Source organism: Methylobacterium sp. 22177, assembly GCF_052045615.1.
In the GTDB taxonomy this organism is placed as follows: domain Bacteria; phylum Pseudomonadota; class Alphaproteobacteria; order Rhizobiales; family Beijerinckiaceae; genus Methylobacterium; species Methylobacterium radiotolerans.
The window spans coordinates 1-25654 of record NZ_JBQEPK010000004.1 but is presented as its reverse complement, the minus strand read 5'-3'; the positions used below and the strand labels follow the sequence as shown (position 1 = coordinate 25654).

Annotated in this window: 28 protein-coding genes; 23 read left to right on the top strand and 5 right to left on the bottom strand. The window is 69.0% G+C overall.

The window, feature by feature from the left end:
• Positions 1-228: 228 nt before the first annotated feature.
• The 18 genes from ACTJK8_RS06180 to ACTJK8_RS06095 all read left to right on the top strand — a co-directional run bounded on the left by ACTJK8_RS06180 (position 229) and on the right by ACTJK8_RS06095 (position 19452).
• Entirely contained in the window at positions 229-1329 is a 1101-nt protein-coding gene (locus ACTJK8_RS06180) for a N4-gp56 family major capsid protein (protein WP_440761674.1), read from the top strand.
• A gap of 96 nt (positions 1330-1425) precedes the next feature.
• Positions 1426-1818 carry a hypothetical protein gene (locus tag ACTJK8_RS06175; RefSeq protein WP_440761673.1) on the top strand — a complete coding sequence of 131 codons (393 nt, stop codon included), beginning with the start codon at positions 1426-1428 and terminating at the stop codon, positions 1816-1818.
• 93 nt (positions 1819-1911) lie between these two features.
• Entirely contained in the window at positions 1912-2550 is a 639-nt protein-coding gene (locus ACTJK8_RS06170; protein WP_012322570.1) for a phage adaptor protein, read from the top strand.
• A 7-nt stretch (positions 2551-2557) separates the two neighbouring features.
• Positions 2558-3211: a phage adaptor protein gene (locus ACTJK8_RS06165; protein WP_440761672.1), complete on the top strand. Its 654-nt coding sequence runs from the start codon at positions 2558-2560 to the stop codon at positions 3209-3211.
• 1 nt (position 3212) lies between these two features.
• On the top strand, positions 3213-4727 hold the full coding sequence (locus ACTJK8_RS06160; RefSeq protein ID WP_440761671.1) for a hypothetical protein: 1515 nt from the start codon (positions 3213-3215) through the stop codon (positions 4725-4727).
• Positions 4724-5029: a hypothetical protein gene (locus tag ACTJK8_RS06155; RefSeq protein ID WP_012322567.1), complete on the top strand. Its 306-nt coding sequence runs from the start codon at positions 4724-4726 to the stop codon at positions 5027-5029. The genes ACTJK8_RS06160 and ACTJK8_RS06155 overlap by 4 nt, the downstream gene beginning before the upstream one ends.
• Positions 5029-5451 (top strand): hypothetical protein, encoded by a 423-nt coding sequence (locus ACTJK8_RS06150; protein ID WP_440761670.1) that lies wholly within the window; start codon positions 5029-5031, stop codon positions 5449-5451. Before ACTJK8_RS06155 ends, ACTJK8_RS06150 begins: the two co-directional genes overlap by 1 nt.
• 1 nt (position 5452) lies before the next feature.
• Positions 5453-6739 (top strand): hypothetical protein, encoded by a 1287-nt coding sequence (locus ACTJK8_RS06145; RefSeq protein ID WP_440761669.1) that lies wholly within the window; start codon positions 5453-5455, stop codon positions 6737-6739.
• Positions 6740-6748: 9 nt separating this feature from the next.
• The gene (locus ACTJK8_RS06140; protein ID WP_440761668.1) at positions 6749-8488 is read left to right on the top strand and encodes a hypothetical protein; all 1740 of its coding nucleotides are present in this window, start codon (positions 6749-6751) and stop codon (positions 8486-8488) included.
• 3 nt (positions 8489-8491) lie between these two features.
• The gene (locus tag ACTJK8_RS06135; protein ID WP_440761667.1) at positions 8492-11749 is read left to right on the top strand and encodes a hypothetical protein; all 3258 of its coding nucleotides are present in this window, start codon (positions 8492-8494) and stop codon (positions 11747-11749) included.
• 339 nt (positions 11750-12088) lie between these two features.
• Entirely contained in the window at positions 12089-12856 is a 768-nt protein-coding gene (locus ACTJK8_RS06130; RefSeq protein ID WP_440761666.1) for a hypothetical protein, read from the top strand.
• 15 nt (positions 12857-12871) lie between these two features.
• Entirely contained in the window at positions 12872-14116 is a 1245-nt protein-coding gene (locus tag ACTJK8_RS06125; protein ID WP_440761665.1) for a phage tail protein, read from the top strand.
• An 18-nt stretch (positions 14117-14134) separates the two neighbouring features.
• Positions 14135-17332, top strand: a complete 3198-nt coding sequence (locus ACTJK8_RS06120; protein ID WP_440761664.1) for a tail fiber domain-containing protein — start codon at positions 14135-14137, stop codon at positions 17330-17332.
• A 65-nt stretch (positions 17333-17397) separates the two neighbouring features.
• Positions 17398-17730 carry a septal ring lytic transglycosylase RlpA family protein gene (locus tag ACTJK8_RS06115; RefSeq protein WP_440761663.1) on the top strand — a complete coding sequence of 111 codons (333 nt, stop codon included), beginning with the start codon at positions 17398-17400 and terminating at the stop codon, positions 17728-17730.
• A gap of 13 nt (positions 17731-17743) precedes the next feature.
• Entirely contained in the window at positions 17744-18361 is a 618-nt protein-coding gene (locus ACTJK8_RS06110) for a lysozyme (RefSeq protein ID WP_440761662.1), read from the top strand.
• A complete protein-coding gene (locus tag ACTJK8_RS06105) occupies positions 18361-18636 on the top strand; it encodes a hypothetical protein (RefSeq protein WP_427507816.1) in 276 nt (91 codons plus the stop codon). The genes ACTJK8_RS06110 and ACTJK8_RS06105 overlap by 1 nt, the downstream gene beginning before the upstream one ends.
• Positions 18636-19049, top strand: a complete 414-nt coding sequence (locus ACTJK8_RS06100) for a hypothetical protein (RefSeq protein ID WP_440761661.1) — start codon at positions 18636-18638, stop codon at positions 19047-19049. The genes ACTJK8_RS06105 and ACTJK8_RS06100 overlap by 1 nt, the downstream gene beginning before the upstream one ends.
• A 46-nt stretch (positions 19050-19095) precedes the next feature.
• Complete coding sequence (locus tag ACTJK8_RS06095) at positions 19096-19452, top strand: hypothetical protein (protein ID WP_440761660.1); 357 nt, start codon at positions 19096-19098, stop codon at positions 19450-19452.
• A 129-nt stretch (positions 19453-19581) separates the two neighbouring features.
• On the opposite strand, the gene ACTJK8_RS06090 is transcribed toward ACTJK8_RS06095, so the two are convergent.
• Positions 19582-19947: a hypothetical protein gene (locus tag ACTJK8_RS06090; protein WP_076728973.1), complete on the bottom strand. Its 366-nt coding sequence runs from the start codon at positions 19945-19947 to the stop codon at positions 19582-19584.
• A gap of 231 nt (positions 19948-20178) precedes the next feature.
• A complete protein-coding gene (locus tag ACTJK8_RS06085) occupies positions 20179-20439 on the bottom strand; it encodes a hypothetical protein (protein WP_440761659.1) in 261 nt (86 codons plus the stop codon).
• 230 nt (positions 20440-20669) lie between these two features.
• Here ACTJK8_RS06085 and ACTJK8_RS06080 point away from each other — a divergent pair, with 230 nt between their 5' ends.
• Positions 20670-20858 (top strand): hypothetical protein, encoded by a 189-nt coding sequence (locus ACTJK8_RS06080; protein WP_440761658.1) that lies wholly within the window; start codon positions 20670-20672, stop codon positions 20856-20858.
• A 604-nt stretch (positions 20859-21462) separates the two neighbouring features.
• A complete protein-coding gene (locus tag ACTJK8_RS06075; protein WP_440761657.1) occupies positions 21463-22320 on the top strand; it encodes a hypothetical protein in 858 nt (285 codons plus the stop codon).
• A 429-nt stretch (positions 22321-22749) separates the two neighbouring features.
• On the opposite strand, the gene ACTJK8_RS06070 is transcribed toward ACTJK8_RS06075, so the two are convergent.
• A complete protein-coding gene (locus ACTJK8_RS06070) occupies positions 22750-23646 on the bottom strand; it encodes a hypothetical protein (protein WP_440761656.1) in 897 nt (298 codons plus the stop codon).
• 225 nt (positions 23647-23871) lie between these two features.
• Between ACTJK8_RS06070 and ACTJK8_RS06065 the strand changes: the two genes are divergently transcribed.
• On the top strand, positions 23872-24114 hold the full coding sequence (locus ACTJK8_RS06065; RefSeq protein ID WP_440761655.1) for a hypothetical protein: 243 nt from the start codon (positions 23872-23874) through the stop codon (positions 24112-24114).
• 2 nt (positions 24115-24116) lie between these two features.
• On the opposite strand, the gene ACTJK8_RS06060 is transcribed toward ACTJK8_RS06065, so the two are convergent.
• Both ACTJK8_RS06060 and ACTJK8_RS06055 read right to left on the bottom strand, forming a co-directional pair.
• Positions 24117-24365, bottom strand: a complete 249-nt coding sequence (locus tag ACTJK8_RS06060; RefSeq protein ID WP_440761654.1) for a hypothetical protein — start codon at positions 24363-24365, stop codon at positions 24117-24119.
• 71 nt (positions 24366-24436) lie between these two features.
• Positions 24437-24691 (bottom strand): hypothetical protein, encoded by a 255-nt coding sequence (locus ACTJK8_RS06055; protein WP_440761653.1) that lies wholly within the window; start codon positions 24689-24691, stop codon positions 24437-24439.
• 201 nt (positions 24692-24892) lie between these two features.
• Here ACTJK8_RS06055 and ACTJK8_RS06050 point away from each other — a divergent pair, with 201 nt between their 5' ends.
• Positions 24893-25087, top strand: coding sequence for a hypothetical protein (locus tag ACTJK8_RS06050; protein ID WP_440761652.1), 195 nt, complete (start codon positions 24893-24895; stop codon positions 25085-25087).
• Between the two features lie 5 nt (positions 25088-25092).
• Positions 25093-25545: a LexA family protein gene (locus ACTJK8_RS06045; RefSeq protein WP_440761651.1), complete on the top strand. Its 453-nt coding sequence runs from the start codon at positions 25093-25095 to the stop codon at positions 25543-25545.
• Positions 25546-25654: the final 109 nt, after the last annotated feature.

Sequence of the window (25654 nt, the reverse complement as noted above, 5' to 3'; positions counted from 1 at the left end):
CCGCACCCTGCTGTTCCCAGCGGGGCGCTTTCGCGTGCCCGGTCGTCCGATTGGCCCCCGTCACAGGGCTCGCCCGGCCGCGTCACAGCCTCCGTCCGCGCCACGTCACGGCGCCCGTCCGACCACCGTCCCCAACGGTCACCTGGGGCCCGGCTTCCGTCCGCGCGGCGACGACACAGCCCGCACGAACCCCTCCCCCACGGAATCCAGCCCTCAGAGGCACCTCTCATGTCGTTCACGAATTTCGGCATCGGCGACCCGATGGCCCAGAAGCTGTGGAGCAAGAAGCTCGCAGTGGAGGCCAACAAGTCCATCGACATCGACCCGCTGGTCGGCACCTCCGACGGATCCATCATCCAGGAGAAGACCGAGACCAAGAAGGGCAACGGCGACCAGGTCACCTTTGGTCTGCGCATGCAGCTCAAAGGCGACGGCTTCACCTCCGACGACGTCGCCGAGGGCAACGGCGAGCAGCTCGGCACCAACTCCGACAAGGTGACGATCGACGAGCTCGGCCACGTGGTCGGCGTGAAGTCGGACAACACCATCGACGCCCAGCGCGTGCCCTTCAACCTGCGTGAGCAGGCCCGCGCCGGCATCGCCGACTGGTTCCAGACCCGCCGCGCGAAGATCTTCTTCGCCCACGTCTGCGGCTACACCCCGGTGAACGCGCTGCCGGGCAAGAACGCCCGGAAGTACAACGGCAACAACCTCGTCACGGCCCCGTCCACCGGTCGCATTCTGCGCCCGAACGGCCGCGCCAACGACGCCGCCCTCGTCGCCGGCGACATCTTCACCCTCAGCCTGATCGACCAGGCGGTGGAGCTGGCGAAGACCGGCGGCGCCGCGGGCAAGGTGATGATCCGCCCCGTCGTGGTCGACGGCCAGAAGGTCTACGTGATGTACCTGCACTCCACGCAGGTCACCTCGCTCCGGACCAACACCGCCGCCGGCCAGTGGCTCGACATCCAGAAGGCCGCGATGGCCGGCATGCAGTCGAGCAAGAGCCCGATCTTCTCGGGCGCGCTCGGCATGTACAACGGCGTCGTGCTCCGCGAGGCCCAGGACGTCACCCCGGGCGTGTCGGTCGACGGCACCTCCGCCGTGGCCAACACCCGCCGCGCCGTCCTCCTCGGCGCCCAGGCCGCGACCGTGGCCTACGGCAAGGCCGGTGGCGACGAGCGCTACCGCTGGAACGAGGAGCTCTACGACCACAAGCGGAACCTCGAGGTCTCCGCCTGGGCGATCTGGGGCCTGAAGAAGACGACCTTCAACGGCGACGACTTCGGCGTCATCACCGTCTCGACCTACGCCGCGCCCGCCGGCTGAGCCCCCGCTGATCCAGCCTGACGGCTGACCCGGGCCGGGGCCTCGCGCTCCGGCCCGCTCCGCCCTTCCCCCGATCCGTCTGAATAGGAGGTCCTCGTGGCCACCAACGTCCCCCCCGCGTCTCCGTCGGTGCGCGAGTACCGCCGGCAGGAGTCGCAGTACGTCCGCCTGACCGTGTCCTTCGTGAACGGCGCCTTCGTCTTGCCCGCGTCGCTCCCGGCCGGCGCGCTGATCACCTCGCTCCTGGTGCTCGTCGAGACTGCGTTCTCGGCCGGCGCCTCGATGCTGCTCGGCACCGTCGCCGGCGGCAACGACCTCGCCGCCGCGGCCGACACCGCCGTCACCGCGGCCGGCGTGAAGCGCATCGACACCGCGACCCTGAAGGGCCGCCTCGCCGCCGACACGCCGATCTACGGCACGATCGCGGGCGCCCCGGCCGCGGGCGTGGCCACGATCGTCCTGCACTACGCGCCGAACAACGACAGCTGATGTCGGCGTGGATGCTGCTGCACCTCGGCGCGGCGGTCCTGGCGGCGGAGCCCAGCGCCCCGCCGTCGCCCTCGAAGACGGAGACGGTGCCCGATGCCGACACAGGATGGGCGGCCGACGCTCGCCGATCTGTACGCGGAGATCGCGGACGACATCGAGCGCGCGGACCTCGGCCCGCAGATCGCGACCGCCGTTGACCGGGCGATCCGGTTCTACCAGCCGGATCGGTTCTTCTTCAACGAAGGCTTCGTGACCTTCCAGACCATGGCGGGCGCCGACGTCTACGCGGCCGGCGACGCCAGCGGCATCCCCGACCTGATGGCGATCGACAGCGCCGTGATGCTCGACGGGGACACGCCGACGATCCTGCGCCGGATCGACGAGGCCTGGATCGAGGGCGCCGACCAGCCGACCAGCCTGTCGCGGCCCTGCGCCTACTCGTATTTCGACCGGTCCATCCGCCTGTGGCCGATGCCGTCGGACGCCTGGACGGTGCGGCTCATGGCGCATGTCCGGCTGCCGGCCCCGGCGCTCGACGACGCTAACGCCTGGACCGACGAGGCCTCCAGCCTGATCGCGGCCTACGCGAAGCGGCACCTCGCCCGCAACGTCCTGCGCAGCCCGGCCATGGCCAGGGATCAGGCCGAGATCGTCGCCGAGGAGCTGAGCGCGCTGCGCGGCCGCTCCAACGTCATCGCCTCCACCGGCCAGGTGCAGGCCTACTATCTCTGAGGCAGCCGTGGCCGCACCGATCACCGATCTGGCGAGCCTCAAGGCCGCCGTCCTGGACTACATCGCGCGCCCGGACCTCGCGGACGCGGTACCCGGCTTCATCGCGCTGGCCGAGAGCCACTTCAACGCGATCCTGCGCGCGCGCGAGATGGAGTCGGAGGCGAGCCTCGGCACCGCCGCGGCGCCGGTCGCCGTGATGCCGCTGCCGGCCGACTTCATCGAGTGGCTGGCGGTGTCCTGGGCCGGCTCCGGCCGTACGGCGCGCCCGACCTTCGCGGAGGCCGACAGCCCAGAAGCACGGTTCCGGCACCGGCCCGGCGGCGACCCGCAGTACTTCACGATCCGCGCCGGCAAGGTACGCATGGTGCCGGAGAAGCCCGGCGCCGTGACGCTGGCCTACTATGCCGCGATCCCGCCGCTGACCGACGCGGCGCCCTCGAACTGGCTGCTGGCCAAGGCGCCGGACGCCTACCTCTACGCCGTCCTGGCGGAGGCCTACCTGTTCCAGAAGGATCCGGCGGCCGTGCAGGCGCACACCGGCCTGATGCTCTCGGTGCTGAACGCGCTCGGGATCAAGGCCGACACGGCGAAGGTGGCCAAGCGCACCGGCCGCCCGGCCGAGCTGCAGGCCTCCGCCCAGGCCGTGGCGCGGCCCGAGTAGCATGAACCCGATCAAGCTGGCGCCGTACGCGCCCGACACAGCTTCGGTTGACGCCTCGGTCTCGGCGGTCGCCACGAACGTCGTGCCGCGCTCGGACGGCTATGGGCCGGTCCTGGCGCCCGTGCCGCTGTCGCTCGCCCTGCCGGCGGAGTGCCGCGGCGCGATCGCGGTGTTCTCGCCGACCTACAATTTTCCGATCTACGTCGCGGGGACCAGCACCGGCCTGTTCGTCTACAAGACGACGGATCAGGCGTGGCACGAGGTGACGAACCCGACCACGCCCTACAGCGTGCCGCCCGGGGACTACTGGTCCTTCGTGGTCTACGGCACCCTGCTGCTGGCCTGCTCGGCCGGCACCCGGATCCAGAAGGCCACCATCGACGTCCTGCAGGCCGGTTCCCAGCCGTTCGCGGACCTCGGCGGGAATACGGACGGCGTCGATAAGCCCCCGCGCGCCCGGCACATGGGCGTCGTGGGTGACTTCCTGGTGCTGGCCGGCCTGCCCGATTCGCCACAGACGGTGCGCTGGTCGGACAGCGGCGACATCGAGAAATGGGGTCTCGGCCTGGATCAGCACGAGGCCGACGAGCAGCTGCTCCCCGACGGCGGCGCCGTGACCGGCTTCGCCGGCGGCGAGTACGGCGTGATCTTCCAGGAGCGGGCGATCCGGCGCATGACGCTGAGCCCCGACTCCGGCAACGTCTTTGACTGCTCGGTGCTGGAGGAGAACCGCGGCGCGGTGGCGCCCTGGTGCATCGCCAAGGTCGGGCCGCGCATCTTCTTCCTCGACCGGGACGGGTTCTACGCCCTGGTGATCGGCGGCGGCCCGTCTCAGCCGATCGGCGCCGAGCGGGTCAACCGGTTCTTCTTCGGCCGCGTCGACCCGGAGCGTGTCGGCATGACGGTGGCGTTCCGCGACCCGACCGGCGAGCGTATCCTGTTCGCCTACCGGCTCGCCGGCACGGACGCCGCCGACCCGTCTCTGCTGGGCGAGGCGCTGCTGTACGACTGGCTCCTCGACCGCTGGTCGTTCCTCAACGTGCCGTTCCGCTTCGGCCTGTCGGCAGCCACGCCCGACGTCTCGGTCGACAGCATCGAGGGCTCGGTCGACCATCCGGGCCAGCCCTCGCTCGACGACCCGATCTACCAGGGCGGCGCGACGCTGCTGGCGGTGATGACCACCGACAACCGGCTCGCCCTCCTCGACGGCCCGGCGCTCGAGGCGACCGTGCAGACGCCCGACGCGATGCTGGCGCGGCCGAACCGCTCGTTCCTGCGCGGCGCCCGCCTCGACACGGATGCGGACGACTGGCGCGTGGTCATCGGCGTGCGCGAGAGCCTCGCGGCGTCCTCGCCCGTGCGCTGGCTGCCGGAGACGGCGCCGACGGTGGAGCGGATCGCCCCGACCCGGGCGTCGGGCCGGTACCACCGCGCCCGCGTGCGCATCCCGGCCGGCACGACCTGGTCCTACGTCTCGGCGATCGAGCCGGACGCGACCGCGGAGGGCGCACGATGAACGTCCCAGGCCGGAGCGAGAAGGATCTGTCGCTCTTCAGCCGCGCGATCGACGACCTCGCGCGCGGTGCCACCAACGCGATCGCGTCGAGCACCTTCACCCTCGCCAACGGCGTCTCGCGCACGACGGTGCCCTGCGAGAACTGCGGCTCGGGCGCCCTGCCGCGCTGGGTGCCGATTACGGAATCCGCCTCGAAGGCGACGGTGTGGCTGATCTCGGCCGACCGCCGCAGCTTCACCGTCGGGCACAACCTCGACGCGGCGACCGACCGGACCTTCCGCTACGAGATGCGCCGGGCCTGATGCGCCTCCAGCCCCTGTCGATGCCGCTCGCGCCCGACCTTGCCGAGCGCGTCGAGGCATGTCTGGCCGCCGCCTGTGCCCTGCCCCGCTGCGACCTGACCGTGGCCGGCCTCCTCACCGCGTGCGCGGCCGGACAGGCGCAGCTCGTCGGGATCTTCGACGGCGACCGGTTCGTGGCGGCGGGCGTGACGCAGGTCCGCCAGCACCGCGGCGGGCGCCTGTCCTGCTGGGTGCTGTCGCTCGGGGGCCGCGCGGCCGGCCCGTGGGGCGCGGTGATCGCCGCCGTCGAGCGCGGTGCGGCCCGGCTCGGCTGCTCCACCGTCGAGTTCGTCGGCCGCCGCGGCTGGTCCCGCGTGCTGCCGGACTACACCGCCGCGGCCTGCGACCTCGGCACCCACTTCGTGAAGCGCATCGGGGCCTGACATGGGCGGCGGCACCAAGACCCAGACCACGGTCCAGCAGCAGAACAACGACCCGTGGGCGCCGGCACAGCCCGCGCTCCAGGGCGTTCTCGCGGGCGCAACGAACGCCTACAACTCGGGCGTCGGCTCGCAGGTCTACACCGGGCCGCGCTACGCCGGCCTGGGCGACACCTCGCTCGCGGCGCTGGACACCATCGCCGGCAGCGCCAGCGCGGGCCAGGGCGCGGCCAAGGCCGGTGACAGCTACCTGACCGGCCTGCTGTCGAACGGCGGCACCACCTCGGGCATCCAGTCCGCGCTCGCCGGGCTCGACAGCATCGGCAAGATCGACACGTCGCGCATCTCGTCGCTCGCCGACCAGATAGCGGACCCCAACAACCTCGCCTACTCGACCGCGCGCAAGCTCACGAACGGGGACTACAACCTCTCGACCTCGGGCTACACCGGGCTGCTCGACGGCCTGAAGGGCCAGACGCAGACGGAGAAGTCCCTTCAGGATGCCGCCGACGGCAAGTTCCTGGGCGGTGCCAACCCGTACCTCGACGCGGTGATCGGCCGGAGCCAGGGCGAGGCCGCCTCGACGATCGCGCAGAAGATGGGCGCGGCGGGCCGCAGCGGCTCGGGCCGGTACGCCGCGACCATCGCCGACACCCTCGGCGGGATCGCCACGCAGGCGCGCTACACGGACTATGATAACGAGCGCACCCGGCAGGCGCAGGCGGCCACGGCGATCGACAGCTCGCGCAACGCCCGGACCAGCCTCCAGCAGGGGCTCTATGGGTCGATCAACAACGCCGAGCAGGCCAACGCCAACATCGCCCTGTCCGGCGCCGGCCTCTACAACTCGACGAACACGACGGCGCTGGGCGGCGCGACGGCTCTGGCGGGCGTCGATGGCCAGAACATCGCGAACGAGCTCCAGAAGTCGGGCATGAAGCTGTCGGCGGCGCAGTCCGACCGCGCCGCCGCGCTCCAGGGCCTCGGGATGGTCGGGACGAACATCGACAACCTGCAGCGGCCCGGCCTGACCCTGGCCGGCGTCGGTGCGGCGCTCGATGCCGACCGGCAGGGGCAGTACGACACGGCGCAGCAGGTCTTCGACGAGCAGCAGGCGAGCCCGTGGAAGCAGCTCGGCCTCTACAGCGGCCTCGTGAACCCGATCGCCGGCCTGGGCGGCTCCTCGAGCGGCACGTCGGTCCAGAAGATCCCGCAGCCGGGCGTGCTCCAGCAGCTTCTCGGCGGCGGGCTGGCCATCGCCGGCACCGCCTCGAAGTTCATGGGCAAGTAGGAGCACGCCGTGTCCGCAGGTCTCATGCCGTTCGGCGCCCTCTCCCCGGCCGACATCACCCGCCTGATGCAGCAGGCGCGGCCGCAGGTCGACGTCTCGGCCGACGACGTGCCTGCGGCGGTCCCGCCGGGCTTCACCGGCTTCGTGCCCCCGACCGCGCCGACCATGCAGCCCCAGGTCGCCACCGCGGCGCCGGCCGCCGAGCCCGAGGCGCCGGCCCGCGCGCCGCTGCGCATGTTCGGCGCCCTGCCCCCGCAGATGTCGGCACCCGCGGCCGCGGAGCCGGCGCGGTCGCCGCTGCCCAGCCTCGTCGGTTCGCGCACGCCCACCCTCCCGGTCGGCGCGCTGGTTACGCCGCGTGGTGATGATGAGGCGCCGGCGGCCGCCGCGCCCGCGCGCCCGCTGATTTTCGGCAGCCTGCCGGCGCCGGCCACGCCTGCAACGACGGGGTCGACGACCGCCGCCCCTGCCGCCGGGTCGCCAAGCTCTGTCCCGGCGTCGGCCGCCGCGGAGCCGTCCGTCTTCGACCGGATCGGCGACGGCCTGCGCAGTCTGAACACCAACGGTGGTGCCGACCTGCTCACGTCGCTCGGGGTGGGACTAATGTCGACGCCGGGGTTCGGCGCCGGTGCCGCGGCGGGGCTGAAGGCTTACCAGGACAACGAAGGGAAGCGCGCCGCCTCCGACCTCGCTCGCGCCGAGTATGGCTTGAAGGCTCGGAAGGCACAGCAGGAGGCCGGCGCCCTGACCGGGAACGCGGCGATCCTGAAGAGGGCCTATCCCGATCTCTCGGATGCGGAGGCCCAGGCGCAGGCGGCCAATGGTGCGGCCGTGACCGAGGCTCTCAAGATCCTCCGGGATCCGAACCACGGTCGCGACAACGATCCCGCAGTGATCCGCCTCAAGGCCCAGGCGCAGGCCGAGGGGTCGAATGCCGGGAAGCCAGACGACACGTACTCGCCTCTGCCGGAAGCCGATCGGATCGCCCGTGGCCTGCCGCCAGGTGCCTATCAGGTCGACAGCAAGAACAAGGTCTCACCGGTGAACCCGACGGGGACCACGATCAACATGGGCGCCGAGAAGGCGCAGGACGCCACCGTGGGCAAGGCGTACGGCGACTATCAGGTCGACCTCGCCACGAAGGGCCGGAACGCCGGCAACACCCTCAACAGCCTCGCCCTCATGGAGCAGGCGGCCCGCAACCCGAACTTCTACTCCGGCACGGGCGCCGAGACGGTGAAGCGCGCCAACCAGTTCCTCGTCGCGATGGGCGTGAAGGACGCGAACTACACGAAGCCCACCGAGGTGTTCGACGCGCTCTCCAACAAGGTCGTGCTCGACGGCCTGGGCGGCTCCCTCGGGCCCGGCATCTCGAACACCGACCGCGACTATATCGGCCGCACCGCGCCGACGCTGGCTCAGAGCCAGGCCGGCAACCTCGAGCTCATCGCGATCGCCCGCTCGCTCGCGCAGCGACAGCAGGCGGTGGCGAAGCTCGGCCGAGACTACGCCGCGGCGAACGGAGGCCGTCTCGACTCCGGCTTCGACCAGAAGCTCGAGGAGTACGCTGCGGCCAATCCGCTGTTCCCGGCCGCGCAGGCATCGGCGACGCAGCGGTCAGACGGCGCCACCGGCGCGAATGGTCCCGGTGGTATCGCGGCCCCGCGCTCCCAGGCCGACTTCGATGCCCTGCCGAAGGGGGCGATGTACGTCGACCCCGCCGATGGTCGCCGCTACCGGAAGAACTGACCCATGGCCGGACCCCGCTTCAGCGGCACGCTCGTCGAGGATGATGCGGCCCCGGCTCCGGCCGGTCCGCGGTTCTCGGGCACGCTCGTCGAGGACGACACGCCTACGCCTGACAAGCCGAGCGTCATCGCCGACGTGGCGAAGCAGGTCCCCGCTGGGCTGGCTCGAGGCGTGGCTGGTCTCATCGGGTTTCCGCACGCTGCGATCGACGTGATGGATCGCTATGCTGCCGCGCCAGCCGCGCGCATCGTCGGGAAGGCATTGGGCTGGACGCCGAAGGATGCCCCGTTCTTCCCAGAGGGAAGCTCAATCGCCGATGGGTTCCCCAGCCAGGAGCAGGTCCTCCGTCCTGTCGAGGCGGTGACCGGTGAACTGCCGAAGCCGAAGACGCTCCCCGGCGAAGTGGTGAATACCCTCGCCGAGTTCGCGCCGAATGCGCTGCTGGGTGGCGGGTCGATCGCGCAGCGCGTCGGTCAGGTGGTGGTGCCGGCGCTCGCGAGCGAGGCGGCCGGTCAGGCGGCCCGGCAGGTCGCTCCGTCGGCTGAACCCTACGCACGGTTCGCTGCGGCTCTCGGTGGTGGCGTTGGCGCGGCGGTGGCGCAGGCTCCGAAGGCCTCCAGCGTGCTGATGCGCCAGGCGCTCGATGGCATCTCGCCGGAGGACCTCGCAGCGGCGCAGGTCCTGCGCGAACAATCGAAGGCGCTGCCCGGAGGTGGCATCGACCTGACGCTGGACGAGGCGCTGAACCACGTCACCAGCGGCCGCGCTGCACGCCTGTCCCAGGTGAGCCGTGTCGTCGCCAATTCCGGCGGAGAGGGGGCCCGTGCGCTGAACGAGGCCTACGCCGCTCGGCCTGGACAGGTGGAGAGCGTCGGCAGGACCGTGCTCGGTGGCATCGGTCCGGAGAACGCCGCCCCGTCCGCTGTCGGCCTCGATGTCCAGGCCGCAGCCCGGGCGGGACTTGGCCAAACGCCGGAAGGCATGGCGCTCGCGGCCGCGCGCGATGTCGTCGGGCCGCGTGTGACCGCCGATCAGGCTGGGCGCGTGATCCAGCCTCAGATGCGAAGTGTCCTCGACGCCCGCGAGGCTGCACGTTCGGAGCAGGCGGCGCGGGACTATGCGGCCGCCCGCTCCGCGCCGGAGACGGTCGGGGTCGAGCGCACGATTTCGGTGGAACGGCCCGGCGAGCCCATCGTGACGCCGCAGGCCTACTCGCGCCCGCAGTTCACCGACGCGGCGCCACGTCCGCTGGAGGCCTTCGTGCGTCCGGAGGCGGAGGCCGCTGCGGCAGGGCCGGAGAGCCTCGCGCGCTTCATCGCGCGCAACGGCGGCATCCGGCTCGATGGCGATGTCGCCGCGACCGATCTGCACCGGTTCAACATCCCCGGGCAGGGCAACGTCGCCCGCCCGACCGGCAAGGGGATCGACGACTTCTGGCGCGAGCGGCTGATCGAGGAAGGGTATTTCCGGCCCGATGCCGATGGCGGCATGGCGCGGGACATCTCGTCCGAGCTCCTGCGCAAGCTCCAGAACGAGCAGCGCGGATTCCCCTCGTACCCGCTCGGCACGAGCCGGAGCGCGGGCGGCGCGCCGACGGCAGGCCAGCTCGCCGACGATTACAGCCAGGCGGTGTCCCTCGCGAACAGCCGCCTCCGCGAGGACCTCGGCAAGGTCGGCATCGACGCGAGCACGCTGCACCCCGACATCCGTGACCGAGTGGTCGGCTCTCTCGTCCGCGGGCAGCATAACGACCCGGTCGACGCCTTTGAGGCCGTCGTCGCGGGTATGCGCGAGCAGCCCGCGCCGCTCGTGAAGACGCCAACCGTGACGGAGGAGATCCCAGACGTTCGGTTCGGGCAGGTCGACCCGCGTCCGGCGCTCGCGGTCGTCGCGGAGCAGGGCCGCACCGCCAAGGGGGACGTGCGCGGGGCGCTGAGCAGCGTCGCACGCGATCTGCGCGAGCCGGGCGGTGATCTAGACATGAGCGTCGCCGGGCTGCTGCATGCCCGGGAGCGCCTCGACTTCAGCATCCGCGCCGCGCAGGACATCGGCGACGCGACCAAGGTTCGGGATCTGCAGGCCACGCGCTCGGTGCTCGACGAGCAACTGAAGCGCGTGCCCGAGGTGGCGACCGCGGACGCGAACTTCGCCGCCAACAGCCGGCCGATCGACCCGTTCACCGGGAACACTCCCCTCGCCCGGATCACCGCACAGGATCCCCGCACCGGGCGGATGGCGACCCCAACGGAGCAGGTCCCGACCAACCTGTCGGGCGCCTCCGCTTCGCGCGAGTTCCTGGATCACGCGACCCCGGAGGCGCGACGCGCCTACGAGGGGCATGTCGCGTCCCGCATCCTGGACGGGGCAACCGACCGGCACGGCAACGTCGATGCCGCGAAGCTCTCCGAGGCGCTGCGCGACAATTCCGATGTGCTGGAGCAGATGCCGGCCGTCTACCACCGCCTCGACGACGTGGTGCGCGCGCGAGACGGGCTCGCCCGGGTCGAGGCTTCGCCGCTCGGCGAGCTGGCACAGACAGGCGACATCGGCCGCGCGGTCAACGTGCTGTTCCCGCGCGCGCCGACCGGAGCCAACCACCAAGAGGTGGCGGCGGCGATGGGGGCGGTGGCGCGCAACAACCCCGCCGCCGCACGGGATCTCGCCCGCATCCATCTGGAGACCGCGCTGAATGCCGGCACGCGCGACCTGCGTGGCGTTCCCGCCCAGTACGGCGGCGCCGCGTTCGCCTCGGGTGTACGGGGCAACCCGCAGCAGGCGCGGAACCTCGAAGCGTCGATCCGTGCGCTTCCGAACGGTGACACGATCTGGGGCGGCCTGGATCGGATGTTGAACTCCCTTGAGGCGACCGGTTGGCGCCCGCAGAAGGGCAGCGACACGGCCTTCAACATCGACCTGCGCAAGCAGATGGCGGAGTCGAAGGGCCCACTCGCCTCCGCGATCTCGGATGCCGCCACGCATGCCGCTGTCGGCGGATTGGCGGGCGGCGTCGGTGGCGCGGGCGGCGCGGTGCTATTTGGGCTGAAGAATGCCGCGAAGGAGGCGCATCTGCGCCACCGGATCGAGGTGAACGGCGCCCAGCTCGCTCGGATGCTAACCGATCCGGCGGCGCTGCCCGACTTGCGTGCGCTCCTCCGCTCGCGGGAAGGGACGCCGAATGCTCAGCTCTTCGCCACGAGGTTGCTCACCCTGGCCAACTCGGGCGCGACCGGCGGAAAACGACCGGAGAAGCCAGTCCCATAGGCGGGTGATGCAGGCGGTCGCGAAGGCCGTCATGCAGATCCAGCATATGAGCACGATCAGGTAGGCTTGCGGAGGCGCTGGCGTAGGATCGGCGTAGCTGCTCCAGAAGCTTAGATACATGCCTCCGCCGATCGCGGCGGCCTGTGCGAGCATCCATAGCGTTCGTGAAAGCCAGCGGGGCATGCCGGGACGGTAGCACGTCCCGCCGGACCGGTCAGCGCCCCGACCACTCTTGACCCGACGGGCGAACTGCCCGAAACAGCCACCGTCCGCAGCGCTGCGCGCCGGACCCTGCAAGGCCCGCCATCGCGCGGGCCTTTTGCGTTTCCGGAGCATCGCATGGCCTACACCGACCAGGTCGTGACGGCCGAGTCCGGCGGCAACGCGACGGCCAAGAACCCGCGCTCCTCAGCGACCGGCCTCGGCCAGTTCATCGACTCGACGTGGCTGGATCAGGTCGCGAAGTACCGGCCCGACCTCGCCGGGCTGCCGCAGGACCAGATCCTCGCCCTGCGCAACGACCCGGACATCTCGAGGGAGATGATCCAGCACTACGGCGACGAGAACGGGGCCAAGCTCCGCGCCGCCGGCCTGCCGGACACCGACGGCACCCGATACCTCTCGCACTTCGCCGGGCCGGGCGGCGCCCGCGCGGTGCTCTCGGCGGATCCGTCCACACCGGTCGTGCAGGTCCTCCAGCCCGGACAGGTCTCGGCCAACCCGTTCGTGCGGCCGATGACGGCCGGGCAGCTTGTTGATTGGGCGAACGGCAAGGTGGGCGGGACAGCGCCGACCATGCAGATGCCTGGCGGCGGCGTCGGCCGGGGCGCGTTCGGCCTCGCCGGACCGGTCGCCGCCGGTACCGCAGGTTCGGTCACGCCCGCCGGCGGCGCCGCGATGCAGGCGCCGGAGCAGGACCGCACCACCCAGGTCGCGTCGATCCTCCGCGCGCTCACCGCTGCCGACGCGCCGGCTGCCTCGCCGGTCGCCCAGGCGGCCGCAGCCCCGGCCCCCGCGCCTGCCCCGCTGCCGCCGAACCGCCGGCAGGCGCCCGGCTTCGACGCGCAGCGGTTCTTCGCGCTGCTGCCCGGCGCCACGACCCGCTAACCCGAGGACGGCTCTATGCCCGGCGCCATCAACTGGGACGTCGCGCCCTCGGGCAACGACGTCTCGGATCCCCCGATCCTGTTCAACGAAGGGCAGCCGGCCAAGACGATCAACGACGCGATGCGGGCGCTCATGGCCTCCGTCGCGCTGTGGCTGGTCGACAACTCGGGCGTGAACCAGGCCTTCGGGTCGGACGCCTACACCGTGCTCACCCAGCAGCGCGTCTCGGAGAAGGCCGCGGGCCGGGCGCACACGCTCAAGTTCCGAACCACGACCACCAACCTCAACCCGTGCACGCTCGCGGCCGATGGCAACACGCCGAAGCCATGGCTGCGCTGGGACGGGACGCAGTTCGGGCCGGGCGACATCGGCCAGAACGTCGTGTGGTCGGTGGTCTACGACCCGGTCGCGCAGGTCTACCGCACCCTGTCGCCGACCACCGAGCAGGCCGGCGCGATCAAGGCGTTCGCCGGGCCCAACGTGCCCTCGGGCTGGGAGATCTGCGACGGCCGCGCGGTCTCGCGCACGGCCTACGCCGCCCTGTTCGCCACGATCAGCACGGGATGGGGCAACGGCGACGGCTTCACGACCTTCAACCTGCCCGACGCCCGTGGGCGCACCCTGTTCGGCGCCAACCGCGGCACCGGCCGGCTGACCGCGGCGGGCGGCCTCGACGGCTCGCTCGGCACCGTGGGCGGCGCCGACCAGGTGGTGATGCTGGCCCCGCAGATGCCGCGCCACATGCACACCTCGACCATGTCGCCGGCCGGCTTCTTCGAGCCCGAGATCCAGAAGGCCGGCTCGCACGACCACGGCGGCACGAAGGTCGGCGGCGACCACACTCACACGGGTTCGACGGCGCTGTCGGGGAACCACGCGCACACCGGGACGAGCGACATCAGTGGCGATCACGCCCACGTCGTGCAGTACGGCTACGGGCTGGTGAGCACCGCGACGCCGAACAACGCGCAGGTCGTGACCGGCATCAACCTGGGTTCGCAGGGCAACGGCCAGACGACCCAGAGCGGGCCGCACTCGCACACCTTCACGACGGGCGCCGCCGGCAACCACGGGCATGCCTTCTCGACCGATCCGGGCGGCTCGCACGCGCACGACATCCCGATCGACGGCGACCACACCCACACGATCGATCCGACCCCGAACCACGTCCACACGCTGGTGATCGACACGGCCGGCTCGGGCGACCCGCATCCGAACGTGCCCCCGGGCGCCGTCGTGATCTGGGCCATCAAGACCTAACCTTCGGAGAACACCGTCATGGGTGTCTGGAACTGGTCGCTGTCTGCGGCCCGTAATGCGCTGTCCGATGCCCTGATCCAGGCCATCGACGGAGCCTCGGCGCGCAACCTGCCGGGCCTGGTCCGGTCCGTGATGGCGGCGATGCGCGCCTACGCGGACGACCAGGGCGGCGGCATCGTCACGACCGGCACAGCCAACGCCTACGTCGCGGCGACCTCGTCGGGCGTGTCCGAGCTCCGGCCGGGCATGTCCCTGTTGCTGCGGCTCGACCGCACCAACACTGGGGCGGCCAGCCTCAACGTCGACGGCTCCGGGCCGAAGCCCTGGCGGGACATCGCCGGGAAGGAGTTCGATCCGGGCGACCTCGTGGCCGGCACCACCGTCTCGGTGGTCTACGACGAGACCACCGACGCGTGGCTCGCCACCGGCTGGGTGATCGGCGGCAACGCGACGAAGCTTCGGATCACGCTGCCGGGCGGCGCATCGCAGCCGCTCACCTCGGCGATCGCGCCCGTGGTCGCGCTGGGCATCGCCCGCGCGGACATCCCCAGCCGCATCATCCCGATCAACTCATTCAGGGTGTCCGGCTTCGCGGTCGCGGGCGATTACGGCGTCGGCGCGACCTACATCCGCGGCACCTCGGCCGGCCCGATGGCGATCCAGGACGCCGCCGGGACGTGGTTCCAGCTCGACCTCGGCAAGCCGGCCATGCAGGCGGGCTGGTTCGGCGTCGTGCCGAACGTGCTCACGGTCATCCAGGCCACGGCGAACCGCATCGGCCTCAACGTCGCCAAGGCCTACCTCACGACCGGCCGGACCCTGTACCTGCCCACGGGCAAGATCGCGCTCGCGCCCGATCCGGCCAACGTGAACGCCCCGGCCTGGGAGCTGGGCAACGGCACCGACACCAGCGTCTCGACCGTGGCGGGCTTCTCGGTCCTGCCGGCCGGCGGCTGCTCGACCCCCGGCGGCGGCGAGGTCGGCGGCCCGGGCGGCACCGAGTTCGTGGCGGTCGGCTCCTGGGGCACCGGTCAGGTGTTCCGGCTCAACGGCCCGATCACCGGCGTGGACGTGCGCCTGTCGGTGAACTGCATGGGCATCGCCGCGACCGGTGTCGACGTGATCCATGCGTTCCGGTCCAACCTCGAGTTCGAGGTCCAGCGCTACACCGCGAACGGCGCGGTCCTGCGCACGATCAACGGCCCGACCTTCAACGGCCTGACGCAGGGCTTCATGGAGTGCACGGGGCGGATCACCACGACCCTGCCTGCGACCCGCACCGCCGAAGGTACGGTGCTACGCGCCTACGAGGCGGTCGTCGCCAAGAACGCGCCCGGCTACTTCTACCAGGGCTTCAGCCGCAATAACTTCCGCATCAAGTCGGAGATCCCCGGCGCGGCCGGCTGCGCCGCGGTCGTCATCGACCGGATCGACAACAACCTCCTGCCGATGATGTTCACCTATGCCGGCGGCAACGGGGCCGATGCCGGCTCGGGCGGCGTGCGCGGCATCGCGAGCCAGGATGGGTTCTTCCCGTGCGAGAACACTTTCTTCGCCGGGCACATCCTCGGCGGCTGGATCGGGAACTGGGGGACCGGCGGCAACCGCGCCCCGGCCTACTCGACCTCGGACGGCGAGACGCTGCCCCCGCCCTCCTTCGTCTGGGACACGCACACCGGCCTGTTCGGCGGAATCCGCCGCATGTACGCCGACGACAGCGGCTCGGTCGGAGCCCCGAGCTACACCTTCGGGTCCGCGCAGAACTCCGGCCTGTTCCTCGTCCCCGGCAGCGGCGGCGCGGTCGGCCTCACGGCCGGCGGCGTGCTCGGCGTCCACGCGGACACCGCGGGCCGCGTCGGTCTCGGCATGGCGCCGGTCGCGGGCTACGGCGCGGCCATCGCCGGCGATGTCGCCCTCGCGGGCGGCTCCCGGACGATCATGGCGACCTCGGGCAGCTTCCTCCAGCTCCAGGGCCCGAACACCGTCTACCTGTCGACCGGCGGCACGCAGCGCGTCACGGTCGACAGCACCGGCCTGTCCGTGGCCGCGGCCGGCACCTTCGGCGGCGGCCTGACCGCGGGCGGGGATCTGAACCTCGGCGGCGGGTCGCGCACCATCGCGGCGACGGCCGGCGTCTTCCTCCAGGTACAGGCCCCGACCACGGTCTTCCTGACCACGGCGGGCGTGCAGCGGGTGACCGTGGACAGCACCGGCCTCACGGTCGCGGCCGGGGGCTCGTTCGGGACTACGCTCAACGTCACCGGCAAGGGCACCTTCGGGAACGACCTCGTTGTGACCGGCACGGGCACGTTCGGCGCGGTCACCACCGCCGGCGCGGCCTCGCTCGGGTCGCTCAGCGTCACCGGCAACGGTACGGTCGGCGGCACCTTCAGCGCGACCGGCGCGGCGAGCTTCGGCTCGACCCTGACCGTGACCGGCAAGGCGACGCTGAACAACGACCTCGCCCTGTCCGGCGTGCTCACGGTCGGCGGCACCCTGACCAGCACCGGCAAGGGCACGTTCAACGGCGGCCTCGCCGTGACCGGGACGGCGACGCTCAACTCCGGGCTGACCGTAGTGGGCGCCAGCAGCCTGTCGGGCGACATCAGCCTCGACGGCGGCTCGCGCACGATCGCCGCCTCGAGCGGGGCCTTCCTCCAGCTCCAGGCCCCGACGACCGTCTACCTGACCACGGCCGGCGCCCAACAGGTCGCGGTGGACAGCACCGGCATCTCGCCAGCCGCGACCAACACCCGCGACCTCGGCAAGAGCGCGTCGCTCCAGTGGCGCAACCTTTACCTCCAGAACGCCGTCACGGTGAACTCGGACGCGAAGCTGAAGGACGAGATCGAGGCCATCCCCGACAGCGTGCTGCGCGCGGTCCGGGCGGTGCCGATGCGCCGGTACAAGCTGAAGCAGTCGATCGAGGAGAAGGGCGCCGACAAAGCGCGCTGGCACGTCGGGGTGATAGCCCAGGACATCGCCGCGGCGTTCGAGGCCGAGGGCGAGGACGCCTTCGCCTGGTCGGTGCTGTGCCGGACCCCCGACGCGGTGATGGTGCCGGTGGCGGTCGACGATCCGGAGGCCGACGGCGGCCGGCGCGTCGAGATCGAGGAGCGTCCCGTGCTCGACGCCGACGGCCGGCAGACCAGCACGCTCTCGGTCCGGTACGACGAGTGGCAGAACCTCGTCCTGGCCGCGCGCCTCGCCGCCTGACGCCACCCCGCCCGACCTGTCCTTCCGCGCCGCCTCCGGGCGGCTTTTTCATGCCCGGAGCCATCATGCCCCTGCGTCACGCGGCGCGGGCCGCCCTCGCGTGCCTCGCGCTCGCGGGATCGGTCCCGCGCGCCCAGGCCGAAGTCGCGTCCTGGTACGGCTCCGGCCACCGCACCGCGAACGGTGAGCGGTTCGCACCCGACGGGCTGACCGCCGCGCATCGGAGCCTGCCGTTCGGGACCCGGGTGCGGGTGACCTACGGCGGCCGGTCGGTCGTCGTCCGGATCAACGACCGCGGCCCGTTCATCGCCGGTCGGGCGATCGATCTCTCGCGCGGCGCGGCCCGGGCCATCGGCCTGTCGGGCGTCGGCCGCGTCCACCTCGCCATCCTCGGCTGACCCGGAGACCACCATGGACGTCTCGCCCATCGGACGCGCCGCCCTCGAGGGGCGCGAAGGCACCCGGCTGACCGCCTACAAGGATTCCGTCGGCGTCTGGACGATCGGCACCGGCATCACGACCGCCTCCGGGCTGATCAAGGTCGTGCCGGGCCTCACGATCACGCCCCTCCAGTCCGACGCCCTCTTCGCCGCCGCGCTGGAGAAGTACGCGGCGCCGGTCCGCGCCGCCCTGGCCAAGCCCGTCCCGCAGCCGTTCTTCGATGCCTGTGTGAGCCTCGCCTACAACATCGGGCCGGTCGGCTTCGCGCACTCGACCGTGGTCCGGCGCGTCAATGCCGGCGACCTCGCGGGCGCCGTCGGGGCGTTCCTGATGTGGAACAAGCCGGCCGCGATCATCTCGCGCCGGCAGGGTGAGCACGACCAGGCCGCCCTCGCCTCCTACGCCGGCGCCAAGGTCTACGCGCGCCGCGGGGACCGCTCGCCCGTGAAGGCGATGGCCGGCACGCTGCCGGCTCCGGCGACCGCGCCCGACCCGCTCGCGCCGATGACGGGCACGAAGCCGGCGGCCGCCCGGCCGAGCCTCTTCACCCGCCTCGTCGACCTCTTCCTCGGACGAAAGGCCTCCTGATGCCGCGCTCCCGCTTCCACCGCGCCCGCATGCTGTGGCGCCGCCTCAGCGGCTGGCGCACCTTCATCTTCTTCACGCCGGCCTTCCTGCTGGCGCTGCTTGATGCGCTGCACGCCGTCGACTTCCGGCAGCTGCTCATCGACATGGGCGCGCCGGAGGGGACCGCGAAGGCTATCGTGGCCGGGTGCTTCCTGATGGGCCTCGTGATGCGGGCCTACACGACCACGCCGCCCATGCGCGCGCCGGACCGTGACGCGCCCGGAGGGTCCCGCTGATGCTCACCGCTCTCCTCACGCTCGTCCCCGGTCTTCTCGGCAAGATCCTCGACTTCGCCAACAAGCGGGCGGACACGGATCTCGCCAAGCACCAGGTCGATGTCGGCGCCGACGTCTCGACCAACGCGCAGATGTTCCAGGCCTGGGTCGTGGCGCAGCAGCAGGTCGCGGCCGCGCGGAACGCCGATCGGGCTTCCCTACTGACCGCCTGGATGATGCCCGTCGCGTTCGCGATCGCGATCATCCACTTCGGTGCCGTCACCTTCGATTGCTTCCCCTGGGACGGTCACACGGTCGGCTCCTGGAAGATCGCCGCGATGCCGGGCGAGTACCTGGAGATCCAGAAGACGATCATCTGGGCCGGCGTCGGCCTGATCGGCCTGCTCGGCGTCAAGAAGACCTTCACCCGGTAACCCTCTCCCGCCCCGGAGAGGGGCAGGGCCGCGAAAGACCGCCGCCATGGACACGTCCTTCCTGTCGCCCGGGCCGATCACCTGGGCGCAGCTCATCGCGCTCGCGCTGTTCCTGTTCTCGGTCGGCAAGGGCGTCGACTGGGTCGTCGGGAAGCTGCGCACTGGCACGAAGGAAGCGGTCTCGCCGCTCACGATCGACATGGCGGCGGCGAAGATCGAGATCCGCTCCCTCGAGGAGAAGCTGAACGCCTTCAAGATCGAGGTGGCGCGGACCTACGTGACCGGTGACGTGATCACGCGCCTGGAGCGGCGCATCGACGACATGGTGGTCTCGGTGCGCGACGAGATGAAGGAGACCCGCGAAGCGATGCTGAAGGCCTTCATGAGGCGGCCGCCCGACTGACCCGCCGCATCCTCAGCGTGCATCCGCGCGGGCGCCCTGGCTTCGGCCGGGGCGCCATTCGTCGTTTCAGCCCCGCCGGCACCGCCGCGCGGGGCTTTCTTACATCCTGCTCCGCTCTTCAGACGCGCTCTAATTGCAGGTCAGCTTCCGGCCTTCGGCCATGCCGACCTTCCGGTAGTGTTCCAGACCGGACTTGATCGCTCGGCCGATGACCGCTCGGCGCACGTCCGGATTGCAGCGCAGATATTCCATCTCGTTGAAAGCGTAGTCGCCACGCCCGCCCCGCGAGCCTCGGTCATAGTCCCGATCGTAGTCGCGGCGGTCGCGGTCGCCGTAGCCACGATCGCCATAGCCCCGATCTCCGTAGCCCCGGTCACGAGGGCCGTAGTCGCCGCGATCGTAGCCGTAGTCGCGTCCGCCGTATGGCTGTGCGAAGGCCGGAGCGGCGCCGCTGAGGAGCGCCAGGCCAAGGACGGTCGCTGAGATCACCTTCATGTCGTGCTTTCCGTAGTTGCGGGGCGTGAACGCTTTTAACGGTGGGTGGTTCGATTTGCCTAGGCGAGAGTCGTGTCCTCGCTTCCAGCGTCCCTACCGTCGGGGGCTTGTCTTTCCCTGCTCCTCACCCACTCTCAGTTGCAGGTTTGGCGGGATTCCTCCCTTGTCGGTGCCGAGCCTAAGAAGCCCGCCCGGTCCGCCGGCGCGGGCTTTTTCACGACAGCACGACGGTCAGTTCATCGCCTTGGGCCGATCGCCGACGAAGGGACCCATCCCAGCAGCCTCGACCGTTGCGAGAAAGGCCGCGTGTGCATCCAAGTCCGTGGCGAACGTGTCCTGCCACCGCGTGCAGCCGGAGAAGTGGATCACCTCCATACGCCACCGATCCTGCGTGCCGGCAAGGCGGTAGATCTCGACCTCAACCTCATGCCCGTCGCGCGTGAAGGGACCTGATAGGGGCGAACTCTCGAAGTCGTAGTCCTCGTCGTCCACTCTGACAGCCCCCTGCCGCCGAGCAGCACGCCGCTGCCCGTTCTCAATTCGGGACGCACGCGTAGAGGATGCTCAAACGATCCGGCAAGTGACGCTCGCCATCCAGGCACGCGAGCCGCGCTGAAATTCGGCTCCCGCAGAAGAGGCAATCGACCCCCATGCCGTCGCAGAGCGACCCGCATTCTCCTGCCGTTCGGGGTGAAAAGGCTGGACGGCTTGCGGCGAGCGAGATGATCAAGACGCTGAGCCCCGAGACGGGCAGCATTCAAGGCCTCGTGCGTCGGGTCGAAGAGGTCGGCATCATCGTGGCCCAGGAGCACCTGAGAGCCGGGATGTTACCTACCGAAGTGCGGGCATGGCACATCGGCTTCCAAGCGGGGATGAGCCTCGAACTCGGAGATTTCATGCGCCGCTTTTGATCGGGCAACCGCTGCCGCGCCCCGTGAGCAGATCGGGGCGGGGCCGAGCGGGCAACGTAGAGAATTTATCGAGCGTGTGAATAGAAATGGCCGCCGGGGGACGAAGTCCCTCGACGGCCAACCTGAATTCCTCGCGGTGCACCACTGGCGTTTTAGAATACGAAGCCAGACGGCACGGGAGAGCGGTGGGTTACCAGCAGCAGCGCCAGTGCCCGGTGACATGCTCCAACTGACCGAAGCGGACGCGGGTGTACGGAGCCACGTAGTGGCAAGACCGATTAGCCATAGTAGTCCTCGACGCATAGGACATCCTTGCGACCGTGGACGAAGCGCGCTATCTCCGCTGGTACGCGAAGGACGCACTTCGCCACCCCACCCGTAGGACATCACCCTCGGGGCGGGACCCAGAAATCGGCTCGGCTTGGTGGTAGGACACCTCGCCGGGCCGATTTCATTTCTGGGCGACCACAAACCCCAAATATCGGCGCAGTGCTAGGCCGTCAACCTCTTGCTGCGCTAGTCAGCAAGATTTTTGTGGCGCAACGGGCTCTGACACCGTACATTCCTTGCTGAAGGGCGCCAAAGCGGCGCGACGGAGGCAGCAATGTCCAGGATCAGAAGCCCCGGTTACCCCAGCGCCCCCTTAAAGGAAGTGGTTGAATGGGCACGAAAAATCCACGCCCAGGACCGGCAGTACCCGGTGTCGCGAGAAGATGCTGCCCGACACATGGGGTTCGCTGGCGCGACGGGCAGCTCTGATCGCGCAATCTCGGCGCTCTATCATTACGCGCTGGCCGAAAAGGTCGCGAAGGGCCAGTTGCGGGTGACAGATCTGGCAATGCGCATCATGCACCCAGATAGTGATCAGGAGCAGCGCGAAGCACTCCACGAGGCTGGTTTTGCCCCCGACCTATTCCGGGAGTTGCGGGACCGCTATTCGAACACGCCGCCGTCCCTGACGACGCTGACGTCCTACCTCACCCGAGCGGGCTTCGCTTCGGCGGCAATCCCATATGCAGCAAAAGCGTACCTGGAGACCTGCGCGTACCTCCAGCAAGAAAACGCTTACGAAAGTGTGAGCGTCGAAGACGAGTTCGATGCAGCGTCACCTCTGGCTCACCCCCGAGAGGAGACAGCGACCATGAGCAGTCAGTTCGTTGCGACCGCCCCCTCACCAACTCCGCCGCCCGCCGCCGTACAGGCGCAGAGTGATTTGGAACTGAACGAACCTAACCTGAGCATCCGGGGCAACACCGTCCGAATCGAAGCGCTGCTTGACTTCGATGGGCTAAGCGAATTGGAAAGTAAGATCCAGGCGCTGAAAATGTTGATGAAGCCGTCCGGCAAGGCGTCGCGCGCGGTCGTCGTTGCCGCTGACCCCGCGCCCGCGCGGCAGGAAATACCGAACTGGGACGAACCTGAAGAAGAGTACCCAAAGGTGCGCGACCCGCGACACACTTGACCAATGCGGCCCGGCCTAGCGCCGGGCGATTTCCTGCTTATCGTGAGCGGGTATGGCGGCCCTGGTAGCCGAGAGGATGCGCATCTGGTCATTCCCGGCTCTGCGTATGTGGGGTGGTGGGTTCTGCGCCGGGCCGCCATACGTCCGCTGAACGGCTACGAGCATGCGGCAAAGCAAACGTCTGTCTGGACCCACGCCTTCTTGTTTCAGCAACCATTCGACCATACCCCGCCGGTCATGTCCGACCTCCCTCCCGCCGTCGCCTCCTGGCGCGACCAGATCGAGCGCCTGTCCGAGCACGCCTCGCCGTGCCGGCATCTGACCCCGACGCGGTGGGCGGCGATGCGGGCGAACTTGAGCAAGGCATCCGCTCGGCGCCAACCTCGAAAAAGACCGAGTTGTCATACAAAATATCATGTCAAGATTGTCTTATCGTGCATTTGGATTTTGCTGTACGGTTCCAAAGAGAGGTTGAAATGATGTCGATTTCCAAGTGCATGCTATCTTATCATACTTGTATTTTACGGCAGCATCAAACATTAGATTGAATTTATTACAATCGTTCAAATCTCGCTCTGAACCTGTTGATTTACAAAACATATATACATTGCTATTGCATTCGACCTCATTATCGATGGTCTTACAGTTTGTAACTCTGTTTTGGAAGCGATGTGTCCGCAAATGCATGCCAAACAAACTTGATTTGCACATGTCACCATTTATTTCAAAAATTTGGCTCTGCCCAATTTTTGTTAGATAAGTAAAGTTTTCAGTTTGACATATGCTCGCGGCGGCCGCAAAATTTGTCGCCACTTCCAGATCAGACGTCTCGTAATTACTCGCAGACGCTGCACATCTACGCCGATCAGCGTCGTCGTACTTCGTTTGCTCCGCTAGCAGAGCCTCCCTTCGCGATGTTCCGTTAGGTATATAATCAGCACTCAGGCATCGCCAATCTTTTGCTGTTATTGTAATCAGGTAGCTGCCCGCAATCCAATTAATATTGATTTTTGGCAAATCTTCTTGGCTATAAGGCGATGCCCAGGATTTTGCGAAAAGTTTTTCTTTGCCGTCGACGATACCTGATCCCAAAAGCAAAACTCTGAAAGGTTTTTCCTTAAAGATAAACTCAATTCTACCTGAAAATCCGCCATCATCTTTGCGAACTACATACATCGTTGCTAAAGTAGGACTGCTTCCATAGCAGGCGGATTTCGTCACTTCTCGAAAAATTCCTTCAGTAATATCAGCATAGGCGGGGGAATAGGAAAGCAATAAGACTGCGCTTGCCGCAGCCATTGCAGAAAAATTAGCAGACCGCCTCATCCGATATTCTCCCGCATCGAATTGTGACTGTATAAACTCATTCTACTTCGCGCGCAAAATGATTCGCCTCAATGCAAATAATAAGCTCCCGGTTGATGATTTGTACGCGACGCTCGTAACGATTTATTTAGACGGTAGTTCAACCACAATGTTTGCGATAAGTTTGATAAATATGCGGTACAACTGACGATATCATAGTGCGAATGGGCTCGGAAAATATTGACGATGCTCTTTAAGGTAATTGCACTCCAGCTCAGCTGGACTGCGGAGCAGCTCTTCGGCGCCCGCCCCGAGCACGGCTTCCTGCGGATCGAGTACGCCGGTGCGCTGATGGTCAACGACAGCCCGTTGGTCGGCGTCGAGCCTGACCGGATCGTGTTCGACCGCTTCTCCGGCTACCTGACGAAGCCCGGGCAGACCTGGGGGCCGCCCGTTTGGGAGTTCGCAACTCGGGGAGCGGGGCCGTAGGGCTACTCTACTTCGGCGAGTTCCTCGCCGTCCTTCACGCCCAGCGCAGCTTTCTCCGCGAGCAGCTTCGCTAATGCGGACCGGATGCGATCGCCCTGCTCTGCGTAGGGCCGCTCGGCTGCGTCGAGCAGCGCGTCGCGATACCGCGTCTGGATCGCCGCAAGCTGCGTTGGTAGGCCTATCTTGCGGGGCGCCTTCTCGGCGACCTTCGCCTTGACCGGCTTCTTCTTGGCGGGCGTTTTTCCAGGCATGCCGAGCCAAGCTGGATCAAGGCTGACGGTTCCCTCTCTCCTGAGCTCGGGATCCGAGCCAATCGCTCGTTCTACCCGCCCTGCAGGCTCTCGGCGAAGTCGTCGGGGATCTCGCCCCACTGGCCGAGGATCGTGACGCCCTCCAACTCGCCGGTCTCGTCGTCGGCTACCACCTTCAGCGCAGCCGCGCCCGGCATTCGCTTGGCCAAGTTCTCGGCCTTCTTCACCGCCCCGCTCTCGGTCTGCGCAGGCTCCTGCCGGGCTGGCCGCAGCCGCTTCCGGTGCACCTCGAAGGGCTGCACCACGAATGCCGTCTTCATCGCCATCGTCGTCGTCTCGTCTCGGCGGCTTCGGTTGCGGTAAAGCTCCGTTGCCGTTGCCCTTTTCGGGAACCCTCCACAGCGATCCACCGCTATCCGAGCCGCCGCCACACCGACGGTTGAACCGCGATCACCCCTGCGCTTTGTTCTCAGTCTGTTCTAGCAGGGAATCGAAATGCGATGCACGCTCTCCAGCACGAGCCGCCTGTGGAGTTTCGTCTCACTGAAGCCGAGGCGATCGCGCTTCACTACTACCAGGCCGCGCATCGGGACGGCTGGGCGGCGCTAGTGCAGGCGATCACCGACGCCCTTGCCGACATCGACGCAGCCGAGAGCCACCTCGCTGACCATGGACGACTGGTCTCCCACGGTTACGCGCGCGGCCTCGGCTGCGCAGCCTGAGCCTCATGTCAGTTCACCGCATCGACGAACTGCTGGTTCATAGCCCTGACGCCGTCCGCGTCCCGCTGATCGGGCAGGCGCTCTGCGCCGGCTTCCCGTCCCCGGCTGACGACTTCCTCGAGGGCGCGCTCGAGCTGCCCCGCTGGCTCGTGCCGAACCCGCCCGCCACCTTCCTGTGGCGGATCGCCGGCTCGTCCATGGAGGGCGCCGGCATCTATGACCGCGACCTCGCCTGCGTCGACCGCAGCCTGAAGGCGGGCCACGGCAGCGTCGTCGTCGTGGCGATCGATGGCCAGATGAGCTGCAAACGCCTCGTGATCGACGGCAACGTCGCCCGGCTCGCCTTCTGCAACCCGGACCTGCCCGCCTTCGCGGTCGACGAGTTCGCCGAGGGGGCGATCTGGGGCGTGGTCCGCTTCTCGATCCGCTGGCACGTCGCCCGCGGGCAGCTCTCGTGAGCACGCCGGAGGCCCGCCGGCGCGACCGCATCGGCGGCGGCCGCGCTGTGGCGCTGATCGACGGCAACAGCTTCTACTGCTCCTGCGAGCGCGTGTTCGACCCGAAGCT

Bases quoted from the DNA above. Each gene is read 5' to 3' on its own strand.
- ACTJK8_RS06180 (WP_440761674.1), top strand. From the start codon at position 229: ATGTCGTTCACGAATTTCGGCATCGGCGACCCGATGGCCCAGAAGCTG.
- ACTJK8_RS06170 (WP_012322570.1), top strand. From the start codon at position 1,912: ATGCCGACACAGGATGGGCGGCCGACGCTCGCCGATCTGTACGCGGAG.
- ACTJK8_RS06160 (WP_440761671.1), top strand. From the start codon at position 3,213: ATGAACCCGATCAAGCTGGCGCCGTACGCGCCCGACACAGCTTCGGTT.
- ACTJK8_RS06155 (WP_012322567.1), top strand. From the start codon at position 4,724: ATGAACGTCCCAGGCCGGAGCGAGAAGGATCTGTCGCTCTTCAGCCGC.
- ACTJK8_RS06150 (WP_440761670.1), top strand. From the start codon at position 5,029: ATGCGCCTCCAGCCCCTGTCGATGCCGCTCGCGCCCGACCTTGCCGAG.
- ACTJK8_RS06145 (WP_440761669.1), top strand. From the start codon at position 5,453: ATGGGCGGCGGCACCAAGACCCAGACCACGGTCCAGCAGCAGAACAAC.
- ACTJK8_RS06135 (WP_440761667.1), top strand. From the start codon at position 8,492: ATGGCCGGACCCCGCTTCAGCGGCACGCTCGTCGAGGATGATGCGGCC.
- ACTJK8_RS06130 (WP_440761666.1), top strand. From the start codon at position 12,089: ATGGCCTACACCGACCAGGTCGTGACGGCCGAGTCCGGCGGCAACGCG.
- ACTJK8_RS06125 (WP_440761665.1), top strand. From the start codon at position 12,872: ATGCCCGGCGCCATCAACTGGGACGTCGCGCCCTCGGGCAACGACGTC.
- ACTJK8_RS06120 (WP_440761664.1), top strand. From the start codon at position 14,135: ATGGGTGTCTGGAACTGGTCGCTGTCTGCGGCCCGTAATGCGCTGTCC.
- ACTJK8_RS06115 (WP_440761663.1), top strand. From the start codon at position 17,398: ATGCCCCTGCGTCACGCGGCGCGGGCCGCCCTCGCGTGCCTCGCGCTC.
- ACTJK8_RS06110 (WP_440761662.1), top strand. From the start codon at position 17,744: ATGGACGTCTCGCCCATCGGACGCGCCGCCCTCGAGGGGCGCGAAGGC.
- ACTJK8_RS06105 (WP_427507816.1), top strand. From the start codon at position 18,361: ATGCCGCGCTCCCGCTTCCACCGCGCCCGCATGCTGTGGCGCCGCCTC.
- ACTJK8_RS06100 (WP_440761661.1), top strand. From the start codon at position 18,636: ATGCTCACCGCTCTCCTCACGCTCGTCCCCGGTCTTCTCGGCAAGATC.
- ACTJK8_RS06095 (WP_440761660.1), top strand. From the start codon at position 19,096: ATGGACACGTCCTTCCTGTCGCCCGGGCCGATCACCTGGGCGCAGCTC.
- ACTJK8_RS06090 (WP_076728973.1), bottom strand. From the start codon at position 19,947: ATGAAGGTGATCTCAGCGACCGTCCTTGGCCTGGCGCTCCTCAGCGGC.
- ACTJK8_RS06080 (WP_440761658.1), top strand. From the start codon at position 20,670: ATGATCAAGACGCTGAGCCCCGAGACGGGCAGCATTCAAGGCCTCGTG.
- ACTJK8_RS06075 (WP_440761657.1), top strand. From the start codon at position 21,463: ATGTCCAGGATCAGAAGCCCCGGTTACCCCAGCGCCCCCTTAAAGGAA.
- ACTJK8_RS06070 (WP_440761656.1), bottom strand. From the start codon at position 23,646: ATGAGGCGGTCTGCTAATTTTTCTGCAATGGCTGCGGCAAGCGCAGTC.
- ACTJK8_RS06065 (WP_440761655.1), top strand. From the start codon at position 23,872: ATGCTCTTTAAGGTAATTGCACTCCAGCTCAGCTGGACTGCGGAGCAG.
- ACTJK8_RS06060 (WP_440761654.1), bottom strand. From the start codon at position 24,365: ATGCCTGGAAAAACGCCCGCCAAGAAGAAGCCGGTCAAGGCGAAGGTC.
- ACTJK8_RS06055 (WP_440761653.1), bottom strand. From the start codon at position 24,691: ATGGCGATGAAGACGGCATTCGTGGTGCAGCCCTTCGAGGTGCACCGG.
- ACTJK8_RS06045 (WP_440761651.1), top strand. From the start codon at position 25,093: ATGTCAGTTCACCGCATCGACGAACTGCTGGTTCATAGCCCTGACGCC.